We start from the raw sequence: 19,561 nt of genomic DNA, 5'->3' as shown, positions 1-19,561 counted from the left end.
GTGGCCGGGAGCGGAGTCCCGGCGATGGTCCTCATCCTGGTGGCTGGAGCTGGGAGTATCCAGCATTCACGCCCGTACCCTCCGCCTGTTCATCCCGCCCGAATCACCTGCGGGGAGTCGGGATCAGCCGCGCATGCCCAGCGCGAAGGGCAGCACCTCTGCCGCACCCGCCCCGCGCAGCTCCCGGGCTGCCACGGTGAGCGTCCAGCGCGAGACGACCTCGTCGTCGACCAGCAGCACCGAGGCGCCGTTGATCTTCTCGGCGAGCTCCTTCGGCACCGCGAACTTCCCCAAGAGCCCGGCCAGCCGGAAGGCGCTGTTGGTGTCCGGGGTGCTGGTGGGACCGCCGTCGACCCACTCCAGTGCTCCTGCGTAGGGCAGCCGACCGACCTGGGCCAGCGCCCGGGCGATGGAGTCCACCAGCACCGGATGCTTCCGGGAGGGCATCGAGACGACGACGTCGGGTCGCCGCGCCCAGCCCCATTCGGCCAGGACCCGGATCGCTCCACGCACCAGCTGTTCGGAGACCTCCGCGTCGGCGCCCTGGAGCGCCTCGCGGACAGGGGTGCCCCAGCCGAGGTCGCTCAGCCGGGCGAGTGCTCGTCCCGGCTGAGACTGTGCCTCGGCCGGGAGCTTTCCCTTGAGGTTGATCCCGAGTGCGTCCAGCCCGGTGGGCCACTGCTTGCGCGGGGCGATCTCCAGACCGACGCGGTCCAGGCTGTCTTTGGCCTCGGCGAGGGCCGACTGGGAGACATCGTGCGGGAACCAGGTCTCTGCGCAGGTGTCACAGCGACCGCAGGGCTGGGCTTCCTCGTCGTCGAGGGCGTGGGCCAGGAAGACCATTCGACAGACCCCGGCGGGGAGCCGCTCGTAGTCGAGCATCAGCTGCTGCTCGGCCCGGCGCATCGCCAGGATGGTGTCATAACGCTCGGCGTCATAGGTCCACGGTCTGCCTGTGGAGAGCCAGCCGCCGGAGACCCGGCGGACGCTGCCGTCGACCTCCAGGACCTTGAGCAGCAGCTCCAACGGGGAGCGGCGGATCTCCACCATGGCCTCGAGCTTGGCCACCGAGAGCGTGGTCTCGGGGGAGAGGGCGCCCAGCACGGCATCGGCGCGTTCCTGGGTCGGCATGGAGGCCTGGGCGAAGTACTCCCAGATGCGGATGTCCTCCTTGCCGGGAAGCAGCAGCACGTCGGCGCTGTCCACCGCGCGTCCTGCACGGCCGATCTGCTGGTAGTAAGAGACCGGGGAGGAAGGGGCGCCGAGGTGGACCACGAACCCGAGGTCCGGCTTGTCGAAGCCCATGCCCAGCGCGCTCGTCGCGATCAACGCCTTCACCGTGTTGTCCTTGAGCGCCTGCTCCAGCTGCTGGCGCTCATCCGGGTCGGTCTGCCCGGTGTAGGCGGCGACCTTGTAGCCGTGGGAATTCAGGTGCGCGGCGAGGTCGGTGGCCTGGGAGATGGTCAGCGCGTAGACGATCCCGCTGCCGGTGAGGTCCTTCAGATGTTGGGTGAGCCAGGCGATGCGCTGTTCGGAGTCGGGCAGCGAGAGGACGCCCAGGCGCAGGGATTCACGGCTGAGCGTGCCGCGCAGCACCAGGACCTCCTTGTCAGCCCCCTGAAGTCCGGCAGCTTCCCCGGCAGGGGTGAGCTGGGCGGCGATGTCATCGACCACCCGTGAGTTAGCGGTGGCGGTGGTGGCAAGGACCGGGACCTCGGCGGGGAGGTTGCGCACGATCTCCCCGATGCGGCGGTAGTCGGGGCGGAAGTCATGACCCCAGTCGGAGATGCAGTGAGCCTCATCGACCACCAGCATGCCCATGCGCTGCAGCAGCCCGGGCAGGACCTCGTCGCGGAAGCGCGGGTTGGCCAGACGTTCGGGGGAGATCAGCAGCACGTCGAGCTCGTCATTGCGCAGGGATTCCATGATGGAGTCCCATTCGTGGGCGTTGGCGGAGCTGACCGCCTGGGCGCGCACCCCGGCGCGGGTGGCGGCGGCGATCTGGTCGCGCATCAGCGCGATCAGCGGGGAGACGATCAGGCTGACCCCGCGTCCGCGGCTGCGCAGCAGATGAGCGGCCAGGAAGTAGACCGCAGACTTTCCCCAGCCGGTCTTCTGCACCACCAGCACCCGGCGTCGTTCCTGCACCAGCGCGGAGATCGCCTCGAACTGGCCGTCACGGAAGTCCACCTCGGCTCCGGCCAGCGCGGCCAGGCGCTCGCGGGCCTCGGTGTAGAAGGCCGGATCGCGCTCGGCGGCGGAGGAGTCAGGGCTGGCTGTGTTCGTGCTGGGGATGCTCACGTGACTACTCTGTCACAGCCCTATGACACGGCTTCCGGGACGAGATGTGATCAGCTCAACGCCGTTTCATCATCCATTGCTGCATCTTCCACCGCTGCATCCTCCGCGCGGAGGGTCCGAGTGATCTCGACCCAGCGGCGCAGGAACGCCGGCTCGTCGAGGCGCCGTCGTCGCATCCAGGAGGTGACCTCGTCATTGCACTTGCTCGCGTTGCAGGAACGGCAGGCAGGCACCACGTTGTCGATCGTGTAACGCCCACCCCGGGAGATCGGGGATACGCAGTCCTTCTGGAGAGGAGCACCTTCGGCGCCGCAGTAGGCGCAGCGTGCCCACGCCTGGAGGATGCGGAACCACTGGTCCTTCGTCAGGTCGCTTCCCGAGGCGGCGACGCGTCTGGTCCGCCGGCGCGCGGCGCGGACGCGGCGAGTGTTACGAACCGGCATGGCCCGAGATTAGCACTGCGGAGGCCGGAAGAAACTCCCAGACACCGGGCAGTGAGGCCTGGTAGCGTTCCGGCTAAGCTGCCGCGCCAGGTCTACCAGGAGGCATTATGCCGATCTTCGAGTACGAGACCCACCTGCCCTTCTCCCGTGAAGACGTCTTCGACTGGTACGCCCGCCCGGGTGCGCTGGTGCGGCTGCATCCGCCCTTCGCGGGTCGAGTGATCGAGGAGCCCACCAATGGTCTGCAGGACGGGTCGGAGTCGGTGCTCGGGATCAACATGCCCAGCTTCTTCGGCACCACCCTGTCCTCCCTCGCCGATATGGCCGGCTCGGCCAGCTCGCTGCCGATGCGCGGGTACACCAAATGGCGCTCGCGGCACACCAATTTCAAGCCTGGACATGGCTTCTCCGATGAGATGATCTCGGGTCCCGCGAAGTCCTGGCGGCATGACCGCAGCTTCGAGGACGACGGCGCCGGGATGGTCCTGCGTGAAAAGGTCACCTACGAGCTGCCCCTGGTGGACAAGCTCCCCGCTGCGGTGCAGAAGGTGGTCGCTCGCCAGTTCGAGGCCGAACTGAACCGGATCTTCGCCTACCGCGGCCGACAGAGCAGCGATGACCTGGCCTTCCACCAGTCCCACGGCCGCCTGGCCTCACAGCTGAACCAAGACCCCCACCACGTGCCCGAGGTCGCCCCGATCAAGGTGGTCGCCGTGAGCGGCGCGTCCGGGCTGATCGGACGCCAGGTATGCGCGCTGCTCGGCGGTGCCGGCATCGAGGTCCGCCGGATGGTCCGCGGCCACGGGGACTCCTCTGGCGGAAAGACCGGAGAGATCATCTGGGATCCCGAGGCCGGAACCCTGGACCCGGAGGCGCTGCGCGACGTGGACGCCGTCATCCACCTCGCCGGACACCCGCTGGCCGCCCGCTTCACCGATGAACACAAGAAGAAGGTCCTCGACTCCCGCGTCGAGGGGACCTCGCTGATCGCCAGCACCCTCGCGCACCTGGAAGAAGCCGATCAGCGCGGCCGCGTGCTGATCAGCAGCTCCGCCATCGGTTACTACGGTGCGACGCCGGCCGATCGCTCCAGCCGCAGCGCCATCCTGACCGAGGACTCACCTGCGGGCACTGACTTCCTCGCTGACGTCTGCAAGAAGTGGGAAGAGAGCACCGCGCCGGCGAAGAAGGCCGGGGTCAGGGTCGGGATCGTCCGCACCGGGATCGTGCAGACCCCCGCCGGCGGCGCGCTTTCTCAGCTGCTGCCGCTCTACACCCTCGGTGCTGGCGGACCGCTGGGTGATAAGGAGTGGCAGAGCTGGATCAGTATCGATGACATCGCCTCATTGATCGTGCACCTGGCGCTGAACCCGCACGCCGAAGGTCCGGTCAACGGTGTCGGGCCTGAGCCGGTCACCGCCAAGCAGTACTCCAAGACCCTGGCCGCGGTCATGCGCCGCCCCTCGGCGATCCCGGTGCCGACCTTCGGTCCGAAGCTGGTCCTCGGTGAGCAGGGTGCCAAGGAGATCGTCGGCGCGGATCAGCAGGTCACCTCGGTGAAGGCCCAGTCCCTGGGATACGCGTTCCGCCACCACACCCTGCAAGAGGCCCTCGAACACGTGCTCGGCAGCTGACACGGTCAGACAGCTGACCCTGGTCCAGAGAAGGAAGAATGCCCAATGACAGAAGACACCAAGATCCGGATGTTCGGCGCCCAGTGGTGCGGGGACTGCCGGCGGACCAAGGCCCAGCTCGACGCGCTCGAGCTGGACTATGACTACATCGACCTGGAGCACGACGTCGCCGCCGCGAAGGTGGCCGAGGAGATCTCCGGACGCAAGCAGATTCCCGTGGTCGTCTACCCCGACGGCTCACACCAGGTGGAGCCCTCCAACGCCGATGTCGAGGCCAAGCTTCGGGAGCTGGGCGCGACCTCTTGAGCTGAGCCTCAGGTCTACGGTCCAATGGGCGCAGCAGATCTGCCCGACCAGCTGCCGAATCCTGAGGGACGCCGGATGAACATGCCAGTCCACGCCGGAGAGCCGCACACCGCAGGCATCGCGGGACGGCTGAACTGGTTGCGCGCCGGGGTGCTCGGCGCGAACGACGGGATCATCTCCGTCGCGGCCATCGTCGTCGGCGTGGCTGGAGCGACCAACCAGCTCGCGCCCATCGTGACCGCAGGCACCGCCGCCCTGGTCGGCGGCGCGATCTCCATGGCGCTGGGCGAGTACGTCTCGGTCAGCAGCCAGAGCGACAGTGAGAAGGCGCTGATCGAGAAGGAGCGCGGAGAGCTCGCACAGATGCCGGAGCAGGAGCTCGACGAGCTCACCGGCCTCTACCAAGCGCGGGGGCTCTCCGCCGAGACCGCGCGCAAGGTCGCCGAGGAGCTCACCGCGGATGACGCGCTGGCGGCGCACCTCTCCGTCGAGCTCAACATCGATCAGGAGGACCTGATCAGCCCGTGGCAGGCGGCGTTCGCCTCGGCCGCGGCCTTCGCCGTCGGCGGGATCATTCCCTTCGCCGCGATCCTGCTGCCGCCTGATATCCGGATCGCGGCGACCTTCGCGCTGGTGCTGCTGACCCTGGCGCTGACCGGGGCGCTAGGTGCTCGGCTCGGCGGCAGTCCGATGCTGCGGCCCACCATGCGGGTGGTGATCGGCGGAGCGATCGCGCTCGCGGCCACGTTCATCATCGGCACGCTGCTGGGCACCGGGTTCGGGTAGTCGAGTCCCGCGCAAGCCCTGGACGCTCAGTTCATCAGCGCGATGTAGAAGTTCAGCGTCGAGGCATACAGCGTCCACGCCAAGTAAGGGAGCAGCAAGTATGCCCCCACCCGGGAGATCGGCCAGAACCGCCAGATGGTCAGCCCGATCGCGACGATCAACACCACGATGAGCACCATCGCGGCCCAAAGAGCTGCGGTGCCGAAGAGCGGATAGCCGCCGAAGAACAGCGGGGACCAGATGCTGTTGAGCACCAGCTGCCCCACGAACAGCGCCAGTGCCGGAGTGGCGTTGACGCTGTGCCGACGGCGCCAGACCAGCCAGGCGCCCACGCCCATCAGCAGATACAGCACGGTCCAGACCGGACCGAAGACCGCATCCGGCGGGGTCCAGGCGGCCTTGTCCGCGTCGGCGTACCAACCGTCGGTCTCATCGGCGGTGAGAACGTTGCCCAGGAACCCCACGGCCTGCGGGATCCCGACGAAGAGGATGAGCGCGATGAGCTGCTTCACCGTGGAGTCCGGGGTGCCATGTGGATCGAGCCAAGTTTCGGTGCGTGCCTGCGGAGTCATCTCACGGTCCTTCCGTACCCAAGTGATGCCCCGACCATACACTTGGGCCTATGACCTCTACAGCTTCTGAGCAACGCCAAGCCCTGGTCACTGCACTGCGCAGTGTCCCCGCCGACGCCCCGACGCTCTGCGAAGGGTGGGCCGCCGAGGACCTGGCTCTGCACATCGTGATCCGCGACTCCCGCCCGGACCTGATCATCGGTCCGGCGCTGCCGCTGGTGGGCGACGCGGCGCGCAGGACCCTGGATAAGCTGCGCGCCACCGGGTATGAGTCACTGGTCAACCGGGCGGAGGCCGGGCCGCCTCTCTACTTCCCGCAGAGCCTCCCACCGCTCAACGATCTGATGAACACCGCGGAGTTCTACATCCACACCGAGGACGTGCTGCGCGCGCAGTCGGACTTCGATCCGAAGAGCCCGCGACGCATCTCCGAGAAGCTGCGCAGGCGACTCTGGAAGCAGGGCTCCACCGCGATGTTCGCGATGGCCGCGCGCAAGGCGAAGCGGCGCATCACGTTCATCAGCCCCGGCTACGGCGCGACGACGAGCGGACCGTCCTCCGCCCCGGTGCAGGAGATCCAGGGCGCGCCCGAGGAGCTGCTGCTCTGGGCCTTCGGCCGCGAGGAGAAGGCCCAGGTCAGCATCAGCGAGGGCTGAATCTAGAACGGGTAGGACGCGATCTCCGAGCGCACAGTCAGCCACTGGGTCTCGGTGAAGGACTCGATGTTCGCGCTCGCGCCGCCGAGCCGGGAGCCGGTGCCGGAATCGCCGACCCCGCCGAAGGGCGCGTTCGCTTCGTCGCCCACGGTCTGTTCGTTGATGTGGACCTTGCCGGAGTCGACCTGGTCGGCGATCTTCATGGCCAGGCCGACATCGCCGAGCACGCCCACCGAGAGCCCGTATTCGCTGCTGTTGATGATCTCCACGGCCTCCTCGATGGTGGAGAAGGAGATGACCGGAGCCACGGGGCCGAAGATCTCCTCGGTCCAGGCCGGGTTCTTAGGAGTGATCCCGGAGATCACGGTGGGGGAGTAGAAGAGGTCGGTGAAAACGCCGCCGGCCTCGACCGTGCCGCCGTCTGCGGTGGAGGATTCCACGATCGAGTGGATCCGGTCGAGCTGCTTGGCGTCGATGATGGGGCCGATGGCGATGCCGTCCTCCGCCGGGTTGCCCACCGGAAGGTTCTTCGCCTTCTGGCTCAGCTTTGCGATGTACTCGTCCTTCAGCGACTCGTGCACCAGGTGGCGTCCGGTGGTCATGCAGACCTGACCCTGGTGCAGGAAGGAGCCGAAGGCACCGGCCGAGGCTGCCTTGTCCAGGTCGGCACCGGGCAGGATCACCAGGGCGTTGTTTCCGCCGAGCTCCAGGTGGGCGCGCTTGAGCAGCTTGCCCGCGGTCTCACCGACCATTCGTCCGGCCGCGGTGGAGCCGGTGAAGGAGATGATGCGTACCTCGGGTGCCTCGGTGAGCGCCTTGCCGACCTCGCCGCCACCGGGCAGCAGGTGCAGCACGCCGGCGGGCAGGCCGGCTTCTTCGAAGATCCGGGCGATGGTCACGCCGCCGGAGACGGTGGTGCGCGGATCCGGCTTCAGCAGCACCGCATTGCCCAGCGCGAGTGCGGGGGCGACGGAGCGGATGGAGAGGATCAGCGGGAAGTTGAACGGGGAGATCACCGAGACGACGCCGGCGGGGCGGCGCCGCGCGAAGGACCAGCGCGGCTGCTCGGTGGTCAGCACCTCACCGGCGGGAGCGGAGGGCAGTGCGGCGGCCTCGAAGCACTCGGCCGCGGCGACGTGGGATTCCAGTGCGGCCTTGGCCGGGACTCCGCCGGTCTCACGGATGATCCAGGTCTCGATCTCCTTGGCGTGCTCCTCGAAGAGGGTTCCGGCGCGGCGCAGCACTGCGGCGCGCTCGGAGGGCTTCATCGCGGCCCACTTCTTCTGCGCGGCGGCCGCCGCGGTGGCGGAGCGCTCGACGTCGGCGACGGAGGCGCCGCCGGCGGTGCCGAGGCTGTCGCCGGTGGCGGGCTCGGTGATCAGGATCAGCTCACCCCCGCCGGTCTGCCATTGGCCGGTGAAGACCTTGCTGTCCCAGCGGGCGTCGTCGAGGAGTGTGGTCGTGTCAAGCGTGGAGGTGGTGGACATGTGGTGACCTCTCGGGAGGGGAAAGACTGCACGGCAATTTTGCCTATCTCCATAGTGATCTGCCGCACAGCTCAATTCAAGTGTCGTGTGCGAAAAAGTCGACCTTCACATCTGTCGCGGTGAAGTGCGACAAGGACCTGAGTCAGGCATCGAGAGCTCATTCTGAGCGTGGAACCGGGTGAGTCCGGGCACCCGGACTCACCCGGTGATGTCGACGGGATCTCTACTGTGCAGTCCATTCGCCGCAGTCGCTGGTTTCGAAGGCGACATCCGTCTCGGCGATGGTGACAAATCCCTGTCCCTCGGGGAGTCCATTGGTGATGATGTCGTCGAACTCACCGCTGAGTCCTGAGAGTCGGGCCCAGTAACAGAACCCTGAGGTGCTCTCGGTGCGATAGGTGCCCGGCTGGATCTCCTCGCCGACCAGGAACGTTCCTGAGCCCGGGATGGATCCGGAATCCGAGGCTGATGTCTCTTCCTGTGCGGACTGCTCGGTCGCTTCCGCTTCGGCTTCCTCCTCGGCCTGCAATGCCAGCTCTTCCTCCCGTGCGTCCAGGGCATCTTCACGGTCATCGAGCTCGGATGCCCGGGTCTCGATGGATTCCTCGTCTTCGGCGATGACCTCGCGGCGCTCCTGGAGGTCTGCCGGTTCCACTTCGACTTCCACCTCGACCTCTTCGGTGATGGTCTCCGTCTCGGTCTCGGTGACGATCTCAGGTTCGGGCTCTCCGCTGCTGCCGATACCGACCCCCGCAATCAGTGCCACGACGATGCCGACTATCCACGGCCAGCGACGGCTCTTCCTGGGCTTCTCCGGTGAGTCCGCACCGCCTGCAGCCGGTGGGTAAGGCTGGTGCTGATCCTGGTGCGCGTGATTCATCGTGTCCCTCTTCCTCGAGTGGTTCCCTGGCCTATCCAGAGATCTGACACGTTGGTAAAAACAGTTTCTGTGCCAGTGAGAATCACCCTAGATGTGACCACGGACATGAATCAGAACACACGAAGAATCGCACCTAGCCCAGCTCTTCCTCCGAATACCGACGCTGGGACTCGCGCTGACCATGGGTGATGCGGCGGATGTCCATGCTGGAGTCGAAGGTGGAGCCCACCGCTCCTGCCACAACTCCCATGGCGGCGCTGAGCCACGCGATGTCCAGGTAGTTGAAGAAGCTGATCTCATTGCCGATGAGGTCAGCCAGGAAGTCCGGGTCGATGACGACGAGCGCGCCAATCAGGATGGTCACCACCAGCGTCGCGTAGAGCACCGAGACTGCGATCAGCAAGGTCAGCACGGTGGACCCGTTGTAGAGCCAGACGACTCGGGCCAGATCACGGCTTGTGGGTTTGTCCCAGAGCCTGTTGGTCAAGATCAGCCAGACCACCATGCTCAGGATCGCCGTGACCCCGATGGAGAGGAGCCGCGCAGTGCTCAACGCGTCGGCCATCTGCCAGATCGAGAAGTAGAAAATCCCGAAGGCGCCGACCGCCGCCGCGCCGGCCAATGCGCCGGAGAGCTTCGGAGCGGTCCGGAACGGATCATTGGCGACGGTCATTCCCAGTATTGTCCGCAGGTCACCGGTGCCGGAACGGGCGAACAACCTGTGTCTGCCATTCCCTTCTGTTGGCGTCCACTGCGTCCAACGCTGGGCATATTTCTGCTGAAGCGGTCCGTGCGAATCCGGCAGCAGCTGCAACAGACAATCCATGAAGATCTCTTGGATCCGCCGTTTGGTCGCCCAGATGCCCAGGGTCGGATAAGAGATGATCGCCGTCCGGCTCTCGGCGAAGAGCTCCGCCACCAGCGGTCGTCCCTCGTCATGGCGGGGCACCTCGGTGAGCATGAGGACGGCGTCGGCATCGAGGTGCTCGGCGTCGAGTTCACCCAGCGCCTTGATGTCCAGAGTCCCGTCAGGACTTATCCGCACGCTTCGAGTCTCGATTTCCACGGTGACGTCGTCGGCCAGCACTTCGCGCGCTTCAGCGGTGAACGCTGCTTCGATCTTCCTGATCCGGCGTGCGGCCACTCCAGGGTCCGCGACCAGCATCACCCGGATGGGGGTGTCGGATGATGACATGTGTGGTGCTCCTCCTTATATCCCCGTGCAGAGTCAGGCCCATATCGGGAGATCCGCACGAGGAGTCACCTCGAGCGTAACCACAGTGAATGTCGTTGTCCTCACCGCTGGTCTGTGATGGACTCAAGGAAGACAGTGGCGACCACAAGAATCGAGGCTGACATGACCCGCATCGTCGTGCTGGCCACCGGAGGAACCATCTCCTCCCGTCAGAGCTCGGCAGGCGGGTCCAGCGCCAAGGACAGCGCCGCAGACCTGATCAGCGCCCTGAGTGCGCACGGACTCGACGACTTCGGAGCCGGCGTCGAACTCGAGTCCGAGGACGTTGCGGTGCAGAACTCCTTCAACTTTTCTCTAGCCGACCTCTCCCGGATCGCCCACGAGGTCGCGCGGATCCTGCGCCGGGAGGACGTGGACGGCGTCGTCGTCACCCATGGCACCGACACCATGGAAGAGACCCTCGCGCTGCTGGGCTTCACCCGTGATGATCCGCGGCCGGTGGTGCTCACCGGAGCCCAGCGCAGCCCCGATCACCCCGACAGCGACGGCCCACGCAACCTCCACGACGCCATCCACACCGCGGCCTCGCCAGCTTCCCGCGACCAAGGCGTGCTGCTGGTCTTCGGCGGGGAGATCCACAGCGCACTGGGTCTGCGCAAGAACCACACCCTGGCACCGCAGCCCTTCGGCCACCGCAGCGCTGGCGCGCTGGGCGCCGTCGTCGGCTCCGGCACCAGCTACTTCGCCCAGGCGCTGACACCCGAGCCGCTCCCGCTGCCCAACGCGGCATTCGAAGATCAGCGGGTGGACATGGTCCTGGGCTATCCCGGGGCCGACGCCGCGCTGATGCACGCAGCTCTCGAGGCCGGGGCCACCGGCGTCGTCGTGCTCGGCGCAGGGGCAGGCAACCCCGGTGTTCCGCTCACCGATGCCATCGCGCAGGCCACCGCTCAGGGCGTCCTGGTGGGTCTGGGCACCCGCACCGGGGCCGGGCCCGTCGCGGTGATATACGGAGGCGGGGGAGCCGTGGACGCCGTCGCCGCCGGAGCTGTCCCGCTTTCAGACCTGCCCGCCACCCAGGCCCGGATCCTGATGGCGCTGCTGCTGAGCGCCCATTCACCCAGCCAGGCCAGAGACCAGCTGGACGCACGGCTGAACCCGCAGACCTAGAACACTTCAGACGCACTGCACCAGACACGGAAGAGGTACTCACATCATGGCCAAAGAGATCTACGTAGCACTGGGCATCGACGTCGACGCGGTCGGCGGCTGGCTCGGCTCCTATGGCGGCGAGGACTCCCCGGGTGACATCTCCCGCGGTATGTTCGCCGGTGAGGTCGGGGTGCCCCGGCTGAACAACCTGCTGGCGAAATATGACCTTCCTTCCACCTGGTTCTGGCCAGGTCACTCCATCGAGACCTTCCCCGAGCAGTTCGATCAGGTGGTCGCCGCAGGACACGAGATCGGAGTCCACGGCTACAGCCACGAGAACCCGATCGCGATGACCCGGGAGCAGGAGACCGAGATCCTGACCTACTGCATCGACCTGATCGAGAAGCGCGCCGGCCGCCGCCCCACCGGCTATGTGGCGCCCTGGTGGGAGTTCTCCACGGTCACCAACGAGCTCCTGCTGGAGCAGGGCATCAAGTATGACCACTCGCTGATGCACCGGGACTTCGAGCCCTACTACGTGCGCGTCGGGGACAGCTGGGAGCACTCGAAGATCGACTACGACAAGCCCGCCAGCTCCTGGATGAAGCCCCTGATCCGCGGCGAGGAGACCGACCTGGTAGAGATTCCCGCCTCCTGGTACCTCGATGACCTGCCGCCGATGATGTTCATCAAGTCCAGCCCCAACAGCCACGGCTTCGTGAACCCGCGCCAGCTCGAGGAGATCTGGCGCGACCAGTTCGACTGGGTCTACCGGGAGAGCGACTACGCGGTCTTCACCATCACCATCCACCCCGACGTCTCCGGACGCCCGCAGGTATTGCTGATGCTGGAGCGGCTGATCGAACACATCAACTCCCACGAAGGCGTGAAGTGGGCGCAGTTCAATGACATCGCCGATGACTTCATCCGCCGCTCACCGCGCACAACCGACTGACCTTCCTGCCCCTGAACCCGCCGCTGCATCTGCCACAAGGAGACACCGTGTCCAAGAATGAGAAGAATGCCCACCGGCTCGATGTCCCCCTGGACGGCGTCCGCGGACCCAAGGGTGCGAAGAAGACCCCGTTCGAGGGCGACCCCCGCAAGCTCTGGCGGGTGAACCAATACCCGTCCCCGTTCTCACTTGCAGATGCACCCACCCGCGAGAAGGTCGGGTTCAAGGGCAAGAAGGACGACGGTGAGGACGCGCTCGATGAACGCGCCGAGATGCTGGCCGACCTGCAGGAGCTGATGTGGGCACATGTCGTCTCAGCGTCTGAAGAGGACCAGCGCGAGGTGGCCAAGGCCATCGCCGGCCGAGTACCTCGGCGAACACCTGCGGAGAAGGCCCGTCGGGAGGAGCTGTTCTCACCCGAGGTGGAGAAGGCGCTCAGCAACCTGGCGCGGGGGCCCAGGATCTTGCTGGTGCTGCAGGGCATGGACGCCTCCGGCAAGGGCGGGGTGGTCAAGCAGGTCGTGACCTCCATGGACCCGATGGGTGTGGACGTGGCCGGGTTCGGCAAGCCCACCGCAGCGGAGAGTCGCGAGCACTACCTGGAGCGCATCATCCGCAGGCTCCCACGCCCCGGGCATGTGGGGGTCTTCGACCGTTCCCACTACGAGGACGTGCTGGTGCCCACCATCCTCGGCAGCGAAAGCGCGGAGGAGCTCGAGCGCCGCACCGAGGCGCTGATGCTCTTCGAGCGCGAACTGGTCCGGTTGGGCTTCGTGATCATCAAGATCAAGCTCACCATCTCCCAGGAGGAGCAGCTGGACCGGCTGGTCTCCCGGCTGGACCGCAAGGAGAAGCACTGGAAGTACGACCCCTCCGACGCCGACGCCCGGGCCGAGTTTGACCTCTACCAGGAGGTCTACTCTCGCCTTATGGAAGCCACTGACGCCGACCACGCGCCCTGGCATGTGATCGGAGCGGACCGGAAGTGGTACTCCCGACTTGCGGTCCAGGAGCTGCTGATCGCGGCGCTCTCGGACCTGAAGCTGCGCTGGCCTGCCGCGGACTACGACGTGGAGACGGAGCGGAAGCGGCTGTTGGAGTCGTGAGGCCGACTCGCTCCACGAGTTCAAGGACGCTTGTCAAGGTGAGTTCAGGATCCTCCACATCCACAAGGCGTTCACCCGCCCTGTGACAGATCTCGTCCCCTCCTTATTTGAGCACTACCTCCGGCAGACCTTCTCGAAGGTCTGCGATGAGACTCAATAGACGGTCGAGAAATTCCGCGCTGAGGTCTTTCAGCAGCTCATCGGCGAGCTCTTCCGGCGAGAGCTTCCAGAACCCATTCAAGTCCCAGTTCCAGAAGCGCTGCGGCCACTCATCGAGCCAATCCTCTGCTGCCTGCTGGGGTCTTGGTGGCGTGACCACCACCTGTTTCTCCTGATCGACGTGTTGGCCAGAATAGGTATCATCTTCCATCAGCCACTGTGGTGTGCCGATCTCGTCGCACTGGACGCACCACCATCCGAGCTCGACCAGTACCCATGGCATCATCAATCTCATTGATTCATTGACGGTAGGCTCCCAGTCGCTGCGTGCAAGATCTTCGCGGAGTCTTGCAGCCACGCTTGGTGACCCGTCAGACACTTCTGAGAATCCATGACCGTCTTCGGCCGGGATCTCATTCCCCATGTCGTCTACGCCGGCCACACTCGCGTGCACTCGCTTCGTTAGGTGGGCCAAGAGTCGAGAGGTGGCGTCGTCCGTATCGTCGAAGACGGTCTGCAGTAGGACACCGCGTCCTTCGCGCATAAGCCGTTGCCGTGCGAGCCCAACCTTGGCTAAGACATCAGCGAACTGCTGCAACTCGTTGGCGACCTCGCGCTCCGCCGGGATCAGCCTCAGGGCCTTAAGTACCCGCAGTCGGGACCGGAAGCCCTCTGCGCTTCGCCTGAGCGAGCGCTGGCCCTGATTGGTTTCAAATGCGGGGTCAGTCTCGAGGTCGCTCGCCCCGGAGACTAGCGTCAGCGCGGCATCCAGCACGCTGTCGACCTGGTTGTAAAGAAACTCCTGTTGGGCCTGGCCGTTGTCGGCCTTGGCGACCCTGATCGCCTTCAGTCCTAGCCACGTTGCAACGATGACGGCAATAACTGCGCTGATTGCTGTGATGACTTGAGCGATATCGACGAGAAGGGCCCACTCAGCCACACCACCGTTAATCGTGGATGCGGCAATGTCAGCACCTTGGGACTCGTGCTCGATACGGTCGGGATGGGTCAAAGGTTCTCTTTCGCTTGATGTCGGCCTACTTAATATACCGACTCGACGGATCCCTAAAACGTAAACTACCTGGTCACTCGGGAGGGACCAAGGTTTTTTATCTGCGACCAGGGTGAATGTATCCTGAATATGATTACCTATTTACCAATCCCGCTCGAACAGTGAGAACGCTTCCGATCGATCGAGTGGAAGAGACATGGATGAGTCCATGGAGTCCTGAAACGATGCGACATCGAACTTGGGACGCAGTATCTTCGGATGTCAGTGTTGGACCAAGAGCCCGAACCAAGTTAAGAATTTCGGGAGGGTCGGGGAACGAATGGTCTCGGAAGAACATCCGCAGCACTTCGAAACCGGCGCTCGCTAGCCCTGGGCGCTTCACCTGCGCCAGCGCATGTCGCATCATCAACCGCCCGGTGAACTTCCGGCGCAGCGCACCGCCTGCGTATCCTCTCAGGGCACCGAATACCCGCGCTCGGCCAAAAGGGTTGCCACACGCAGCCCGGCGAGCCAGCTCGGATCAGGAGTACATCGGTGCCATGCACCCGGGTGTTCCTTACTCCAGCCACTCGATGAAGTCACTAGGCAGGCATTCAAACACTTCGCACATGGCTTCCAGAGTGCTGAACTGGATCGCCTGGGCGCGCAGAGTCCCTCGACCACGCCCTCATAAACCCTGCTCCAAAGGCACAAATCCGGTATCGTCAGCATTGTCGACCTAAACGGGCCGAGATGGAGGGCTGGTGTGACCGAGCCATGGCTGTCAGCTGACGATATCGCTGTCCACCTCGGCGTCACTAAGGACACCGTCTACACATGGATCACTGACAAGGGTATGCCTGCCCATAAGATCGGTCGCCCGTGGGAGTTCCGGGCTAGCGAGGTCGACTACTGGATTACAGGCGGTTCCGCGACTGGAAATCTGGTTGACGGGGCGGAGGGATAACAAGCTTGCGCATCATCAATAACGTCACGGACCTCCTTGGAGATGATCTCAAGAATGAGATCACACGAGGGTCCAAAGTTCGTATCGCCGCTTCGACGTTCTCGATCTTCGCGTTCGAGGCACTCCGTCAGGAGTTAGAACGGGTTTCTGAGCTGGAGTTCATATTCACGACTCCAGCGTTCGTTACGGAGAAGATGACAGACAAGCTCCGTAAGGAGCGTCGCGAGTTCTTCATCCCAGATGGGCACGCCGAGTCGAGTCTGTCTGGGTCTGAGTTTGAGATTAGGTTGCGTAACCAACTCACCCAGCGCGCAGTAGCGAAGGAATGTGCAGATTGGGTGCGACGCAAGGTCACGTTCCGTTCGAACGCGACCAGTAGCCAAATGCAGCAGTTCGCAGTCGTTGGCGACAGCGCTGCTTACACGTCTCTGCAAGGATTTACCACAGCCGACCTCGGCTACGAGCGGGGCAACGCGGTATCGAACATGGTGCAACGCGTTGATGAGGCTCCGATGACGTCTCAGTACCTCCAGCTGTTTGACCAAATCTGGCATAATCCCGATCAGCTGGACGATGTGACTCAAACTGTCCATGACCACATTGCCAGCGTCTATGCGGAAAATGCCCCAGCACGCATCTACTTCCTAGTCCTTTACAACCTGTTTGCGGAGTTCTTGGACGACATAAACGAAGATGTCCTGCCGAACGATCGCACTGGCTATCAAGACACCAAGGTTTGGCAGAGCCTCTACAATTTCCAGCGCGATGCGGCAACCGGGATCATCAACAAGCTGGAGACCTACAACGGCTGCATACTCGCCGACAGTGTCGGTCTGGGTAAGACCTTCACAGCACTTGCGGTGATCAAGTACTACGAGCTGCGCAACAAGTCAGTGCTCGTGCTTGCTCCGAAGAAGCTTTCCGAGAACTGGACAAACTACAACGCAAACCTCACGACGAACATTTTTGCGTCTGATCGATTTAATTACGATGTGCTGGCCCACACCGACCTCTCCCGCACACGCGGAGAATCGCTCGGCTTGAGACTGGATCGGATCAACTGGGGCAACTATGACTTGGTCGTCATCGATGAGTCGCACAACTTTCGCAACGCGGATTACGCCGAGGAAAAGGAATCTCGCTACCAACGGCTCATGCAAAAAGTTGTCCGGGAGGGTGTAAAGACCAAGGTGCTGATGCTCTCGGCGACCCCGGTCAACAACCGCTTCAACGACTTGAAGAACCAGCTCCAACTCGCCTACGAAGGAGAGTCGGAGAACCTCGCCCAGCATCTGAACCTCTCTACCACTGTAGAGAAAGTCTTCAGCGACGCGCAACGGGTATTCAATGAATGGTCCAAACTCGACCCTCAAGAGCGAACCACCGATCGCATCCTGAAGATGCTCGACTTCGACTTCTTTGAGTTACTCGACGCGGTGACGATTGCCCGCTCGCGAAAGCACATCCAGGCGTTTTACGACACTACTGAGATTGGAGCCTTTCCCGAACGGCTCCCACCGCTCTCGATCCGCGCACCGCTCACTGACCTGGCAGATGTGCCGGACTTCAACGAGATCTTCGAGCAACTCCAAGCGCTCACCCTTGCCGTGTACACTCCGTTGGCTTACGTATTTCAAAGTCGGATGGGCAAGTACGAGGCTCTCTACAACGTCACAACCGGCAGTGCCCGATCAAACCTTGGCCAGGCTGGACGCGAACAAGGTCTGAAGAAGCTCATGACGGTGAACCTTCTCAAACGACTGGAGAGTTCAGTCGAAGCCTTCCGCCTGACCGTAAGCAAGATCGAGGAGTCAGTGGACCGCACCTTGCGGCGTCTTGATTCTCACGCAGGAGCGCTCGCTGATTCGAGCACGGATCTCACAGGGCTTGACTTCGATCTCGATGATGAAGACGATGCAAACATCGAGGCCATTTCGTTCGGCGAGAAGATCGAGATCGACCTCGACGACGTTGACATCGAGTCCTGGCAGCGGGACCTCTGGAACGATCGTGAGACTCTTCGAGAACTGCTTGATGAGATTCGCAAGGTCACTCCGGCCTACGACCTGAAACTCCAGAGAATCAAGCAACTAATCACCGAGAAGGTCGCACACCCGATCAACCCTGGCAACCGCAAGGTTCTTGTCTTTTCGGCATTCGCTGACACCGCGAACTACCTCTACCGCGAGCTCGCCCCGATGCTCGCCAATGCCGGATTGGAGACGGCCGTCATCACCGGCGGCAGCCACTGCGCCAAGGCCACGCTCGGAACCGGATTCGACTTCCAACAGGTCATGGCGATGTTCTCGCCAAAGTCGAAGCAACGGCACCTCACCATGCCGAAAGAGACGCGCGAATTGGACGTCCTCATTGGCACGGATGTCATCAGCGAAGGGCAAAACCTCCAGGACTGCGACTTTCTGATCAACTACGATATCCACTGGAATCCGGTGCGGATCATCCAGCGGTTTGGGCGTATCGACCGCATCGGATCAACCAATGCTCAGATTCAGCTGGTTAACTTCTGGCCCGACATCTCCCTCGACGAGTACATAAACCTCAAAGAGCGGGTCGAGAACCGCATGGTCATCGCTGACGTGGCAGGTACCGCCGATGACAACGTCCTCAGCCTGGAAAACTCTGATGCGGCGTTCCGCAAAGAACAGCTCCGAAAGCTCCAGGATGAGGTCATTGAGCTTGAAGACGTGCGCACCGGTGTCTCGATCACTGATCTCGGGCTCAATGACTTCCGGATGGACCTGCTTGGCTACATCAAGGACAACGGAGATCTCGCAGGCGTACCAAAGGGCCTGCATGCCGTCGTTCCTGCGGACGCTGCGAAGGGCCTGAAGCCGGGGGTGATCTTTGCGCTGCGCAGCGTGAACGCGGAGGATGCTACGGTCGCAGGCAAGAGCGGCAACCGTGGCAATCGGCTCCACCCGCATTATCTTGTCTACCTGGACGACGAAGGCAACGTTATTGCCGACCACACCGAGGCCAAGCACCTGCTCGACCTGCTCCGCGCCGGATGTCGCCCCTACGACGAGCCAATCTCTGAGGTCGTGCACGCGTTCAACGCAGCAACGCATGAGGGTGCTCAGATGAGGAAATACTCCGGGCTGCTGACAGACGCGATTCACTCGATGATCGACGTCACAGAGGAACGCGACATCGACAGTCTCTTCACTGCCGGAAAAACCAGCGCGCTGACCCAGACCATCGCAGGGCTCGACGATTTCGAGCTGATCGCGTTCGTCGCCATTGTGGACGCGTCTGCCGGGATCGAGACCAATGGTTGATCTGCTATACAAGTGGCCCGTCGCAGCGCAATTAGGCAGCCGTGTGCCCAAGGAGAAGTTCTACGAGTACGGCAATGTCAGCACCGCCGTGCGTGAGAAGTTTGTGGCAGAGGTCCAGCGCATTACCTGGGCCTACAAGCTTGCTGAATCCACCATCAATCTCCCTGGCAACACGAGCGTGTCCGAGATTCAGGTCTTTCAGATTCACACCAAGACCGGCAACGTCGCCGATCAAGTGCTGTCTGCGATCGACAAGGTCATTCATTATCCGATTATTTTTGAGATCACGCGCGCAGGCGCAGGCGAACCGAAAGTACGGATGGTCGCTGCGCACAAGCAGCTCGGTTCGGGCGCTCCGAAGCTCAGCACCTATTACTCGACCAAATGGCTCCATGCTGCCGTAGAACGGCAGTCGCTCCCCACAGCCATCACCCTTCCCGCCCTCTACGCAGCGATCCTGGAGCCGCTAACTCCGGTGACGATGCGGCCCGGTGAGGAGACGTCAGAGGTTGCCGACAGGCTGGCAACCGTGAGGAAGCTCGAACGCGAGATCACCGCTTTGGAGGGCAAGCTCCGCACCGAGCAGCAGCTCAACCGCAAGATCGCGCTACGCCGCACCCTCAAGGCTAGACAACAAGAACTCGAACAGCAGAGGTAACCCGTGGAGAAACT

The 19,561-nt window shown here is 63.6% G+C and carries 17 protein-coding genes; 10 read left to right on the top strand and 7 right to left on the bottom strand.

Annotated features, from left to right (window positions below; genetic code table 11):
• Positions 1 to 123: 123 nt before the first annotated feature.
• Positions 124 to 2,301: a RecQ family ATP-dependent DNA helicase gene (locus tag LTI14_RS01295; protein WP_370642646.1), complete on the bottom strand. Its 2,178-nt coding sequence runs from the start codon at positions 2,299 to 2,301 to the stop codon at positions 124 to 126.
• 50 nt (positions 2,302 to 2,351) lie between these two features.
• Positions 2,352 to 2,744 carry an HNH endonuclease gene (locus LTI14_RS01290; RefSeq protein ID WP_241464124.1) on the bottom strand — a complete coding sequence of 131 codons (393 nt, stop codon included), beginning with the start codon at positions 2,742 to 2,744 and terminating at the stop codon, positions 2,352 to 2,354.
• A 107-nt stretch (positions 2,745 to 2,851) separates the two neighbouring features.
• Here LTI14_RS01290 and LTI14_RS01285 point away from each other — a divergent pair, with 107 nt between their 5' ends.
• From LTI14_RS01285 to LTI14_RS01275, 3 genes are all read left to right on the top strand, one after another.
• Positions 2,852 to 4,378, top strand: a complete 1,527-nt coding sequence (locus LTI14_RS01285; protein WP_241475443.1) for a TIGR01777 family oxidoreductase — start codon at positions 2,852 to 2,854, stop codon at positions 4,376 to 4,378.
• Positions 4,379 to 4,423: 45 nt separating this feature from the next.
• Positions 4,424 to 4,684, top strand: a complete 261-nt coding sequence (locus LTI14_RS01280; protein ID WP_241464132.1) for a glutaredoxin domain-containing protein — start codon at positions 4,424 to 4,426, stop codon at positions 4,682 to 4,684.
• An 81-nt stretch (positions 4,685 to 4,765) separates the two neighbouring features.
• On the top strand, positions 4,766 to 5,470 hold the full coding sequence (locus tag LTI14_RS01275) for a VIT1/CCC1 transporter family protein (protein ID WP_446740373.1): 705 nt from the start codon (positions 4,766 to 4,768) through the stop codon (positions 5,468 to 5,470).
• Between the two features lie 26 nt (positions 5,471 to 5,496).
• Here the strand turns inward: LTI14_RS01275 and LTI14_RS01270 are convergent, their stop codons facing one another.
• Complete coding sequence (locus LTI14_RS01270; protein ID WP_241475441.1) at positions 5,497 to 6,042, bottom strand: TspO/MBR family protein; 546 nt, start codon at positions 6,040 to 6,042, stop codon at positions 5,497 to 5,499.
• Positions 6,043 to 6,092: 50 nt separating this feature from the next.
• On the opposite strand from LTI14_RS01270, the gene LTI14_RS01265 reads away from it, so the two are divergent.
• A complete protein-coding gene (locus LTI14_RS01265) occupies positions 6,093 to 6,698 on the top strand; it encodes a TIGR03085 family metal-binding protein (RefSeq protein ID WP_241475440.1) in 606 nt (201 codons plus the stop codon).
• 2 nt (positions 6,699 to 6,700) lie between these two features.
• Here LTI14_RS01265 and LTI14_RS01260 read toward each other — a convergent pair whose 3' ends face one another.
• From LTI14_RS01260 to LTI14_RS01250, 3 genes are all read right to left on the bottom strand, one after another.
• The gene (locus tag LTI14_RS01260) at positions 6,701 to 8,185 is read right to left on the bottom strand and encodes a benzaldehyde dehydrogenase (protein ID WP_241475431.1); all 1,485 of its coding nucleotides are present in this window, start codon (positions 8,183 to 8,185) and stop codon (positions 6,701 to 6,703) included.
• 223 nt (positions 8,186 to 8,408) lie between these two features.
• Positions 8,409 to 8,951 (bottom strand): hypothetical protein, encoded by a 543-nt coding sequence (locus LTI14_RS01255; protein WP_241475422.1) that lies wholly within the window; start codon positions 8,949 to 8,951, stop codon positions 8,409 to 8,411.
• Between the two features lie 247 nt (positions 8,952 to 9,198).
• Positions 9,199 to 10,260, bottom strand: a complete 1,062-nt coding sequence (locus tag LTI14_RS01250; protein WP_241475420.1) for a hypothetical protein — start codon at positions 10,258 to 10,260, stop codon at positions 9,199 to 9,201.
• A 162-nt stretch (positions 10,261 to 10,422) separates the two neighbouring features.
• Here LTI14_RS01250 and LTI14_RS01245 point away from each other — a divergent pair, with 162 nt between their 5' ends.
• The 3 genes from LTI14_RS01245 to LTI14_RS01235 are packed head-to-tail and all read left to right on the top strand — an operon-like array spanning position 10,423 to position 13,473.
• Positions 10,423 to 11,430: an asparaginase gene (locus tag LTI14_RS01245; RefSeq protein ID WP_241475418.1), complete on the top strand. Its 1,008-nt coding sequence runs from the start codon at positions 10,423 to 10,425 to the stop codon at positions 11,428 to 11,430.
• A 46-nt stretch (positions 11,431 to 11,476) separates the two neighbouring features.
• A complete protein-coding gene (locus tag LTI14_RS01240) occupies positions 11,477 to 12,367 on the top strand; it encodes a polysaccharide deacetylase family protein (RefSeq protein WP_241475416.1) in 891 nt (296 codons plus the stop codon).
• Between the two features lie 47 nt (positions 12,368 to 12,414).
• Positions 12,415 to 13,473 (top strand): PPK2 family polyphosphate kinase, encoded by a 1,059-nt coding sequence (locus tag LTI14_RS01235; RefSeq protein WP_241475414.1) that lies wholly within the window; start codon positions 12,415 to 12,417, stop codon positions 13,471 to 13,473.
• A gap of 103 nt (positions 13,474 to 13,576) precedes the next feature.
• Here LTI14_RS01235 and LTI14_RS01230 read toward each other — a convergent pair whose 3' ends face one another.
• Entirely contained in the window at positions 13,577 to 14,644 is a 1,068-nt protein-coding gene (locus tag LTI14_RS01230) for a hypothetical protein (RefSeq protein WP_241475412.1), read from the bottom strand.
• A gap of 745 nt (positions 14,645 to 15,389) precedes the next feature.
• Between LTI14_RS01230 and LTI14_RS01225 the strand changes: the two genes are divergently transcribed.
• Genes LTI14_RS01225 through LTI14_RS01215 form a run of 3 tightly spaced genes read left to right on the top strand, consistent with a single transcriptional unit; the run spans position 15,390 to position 19,547 of the window.
• Positions 15,390 to 15,590: a helix-turn-helix domain-containing protein gene (locus LTI14_RS01225; protein WP_241475411.1), complete on the top strand. Its 201-nt coding sequence runs from the start codon at positions 15,390 to 15,392 to the stop codon at positions 15,588 to 15,590.
• 5 nt (positions 15,591 to 15,595) lie between these two features.
• Complete coding sequence (locus LTI14_RS01220) at positions 15,596 to 18,889, top strand: helicase-related protein (protein ID WP_241475409.1); 3,294 nt, start codon at positions 15,596 to 15,598, stop codon at positions 18,887 to 18,889.
• Positions 18,882 to 19,547, top strand: a complete 666-nt coding sequence (locus LTI14_RS01215) for a DUF4391 domain-containing protein (protein ID WP_274615746.1) — start codon at positions 18,882 to 18,884, stop codon at positions 19,545 to 19,547. Before LTI14_RS01220 ends, LTI14_RS01215 begins: the two co-directional genes overlap by 8 nt.
• Positions 19,548 to 19,561: the final 14 nt, after the last annotated feature.

Source organism: Nesterenkonia sp. YGD6, from assembly GCF_022565895.1.
Taxonomy (GTDB): domain Bacteria; phylum Actinomycetota; class Actinomycetes; order Actinomycetales; family Micrococcaceae; genus Nesterenkonia.
The sequence above is the reverse complement of the archived record's forward strand: the minus strand, read 5'-3'. Positions and strand labels throughout refer to the sequence as shown.

Bases quoted from the DNA above. Each gene is read 5' to 3' on its own strand.
- LTI14_RS01290 (WP_241464124.1), bottom strand. From the start codon at position 2,744: ATGCCGGTTCGTAACACTCGCCGCGTCCGCGCCGCGCGCCGGCGGACC.
- LTI14_RS01285 (WP_241475443.1), top strand. From the start codon at position 2,852: ATGCCGATCTTCGAGTACGAGACCCACCTGCCCTTCTCCCGTGAAGAC.
- LTI14_RS01280 (WP_241464132.1), top strand. From the start codon at position 4,424: ATGACAGAAGACACCAAGATCCGGATGTTCGGCGCCCAGTGGTGCGGG.
- LTI14_RS01275 (WP_446740373.1), top strand. From the start codon at position 4,766: ATGCCAGTCCACGCCGGAGAGCCGCACACCGCAGGCATCGCGGGACGG.
- LTI14_RS01270 (WP_241475441.1), bottom strand. From the start codon at position 6,042: ATGACTCCGCAGGCACGCACCGAAACTTGGCTCGATCCACATGGCACC.
- LTI14_RS01265 (WP_241475440.1), top strand. From the start codon at position 6,093: ATGACCTCTACAGCTTCTGAGCAACGCCAAGCCCTGGTCACTGCACTG.
- LTI14_RS01260 (WP_241475431.1), bottom strand. From the start codon at position 8,185: ATGTCCACCACCTCCACGCTTGACACGACCACACTCCTCGACGACGCC.
- LTI14_RS01250 (WP_241475420.1), bottom strand. From the start codon at position 10,260: ATGTCATCATCCGACACCCCCATCCGGGTGATGCTGGTCGCGGACCCT.
- LTI14_RS01245 (WP_241475418.1), top strand. From the start codon at position 10,423: ATGACCCGCATCGTCGTGCTGGCCACCGGAGGAACCATCTCCTCCCGT.
- LTI14_RS01240 (WP_241475416.1), top strand. From the start codon at position 11,477: ATGGCCAAAGAGATCTACGTAGCACTGGGCATCGACGTCGACGCGGTC.
- LTI14_RS01215 (WP_274615746.1), top strand. From the start codon at position 18,882: ATGGTTGATCTGCTATACAAGTGGCCCGTCGCAGCGCAATTAGGCAGC.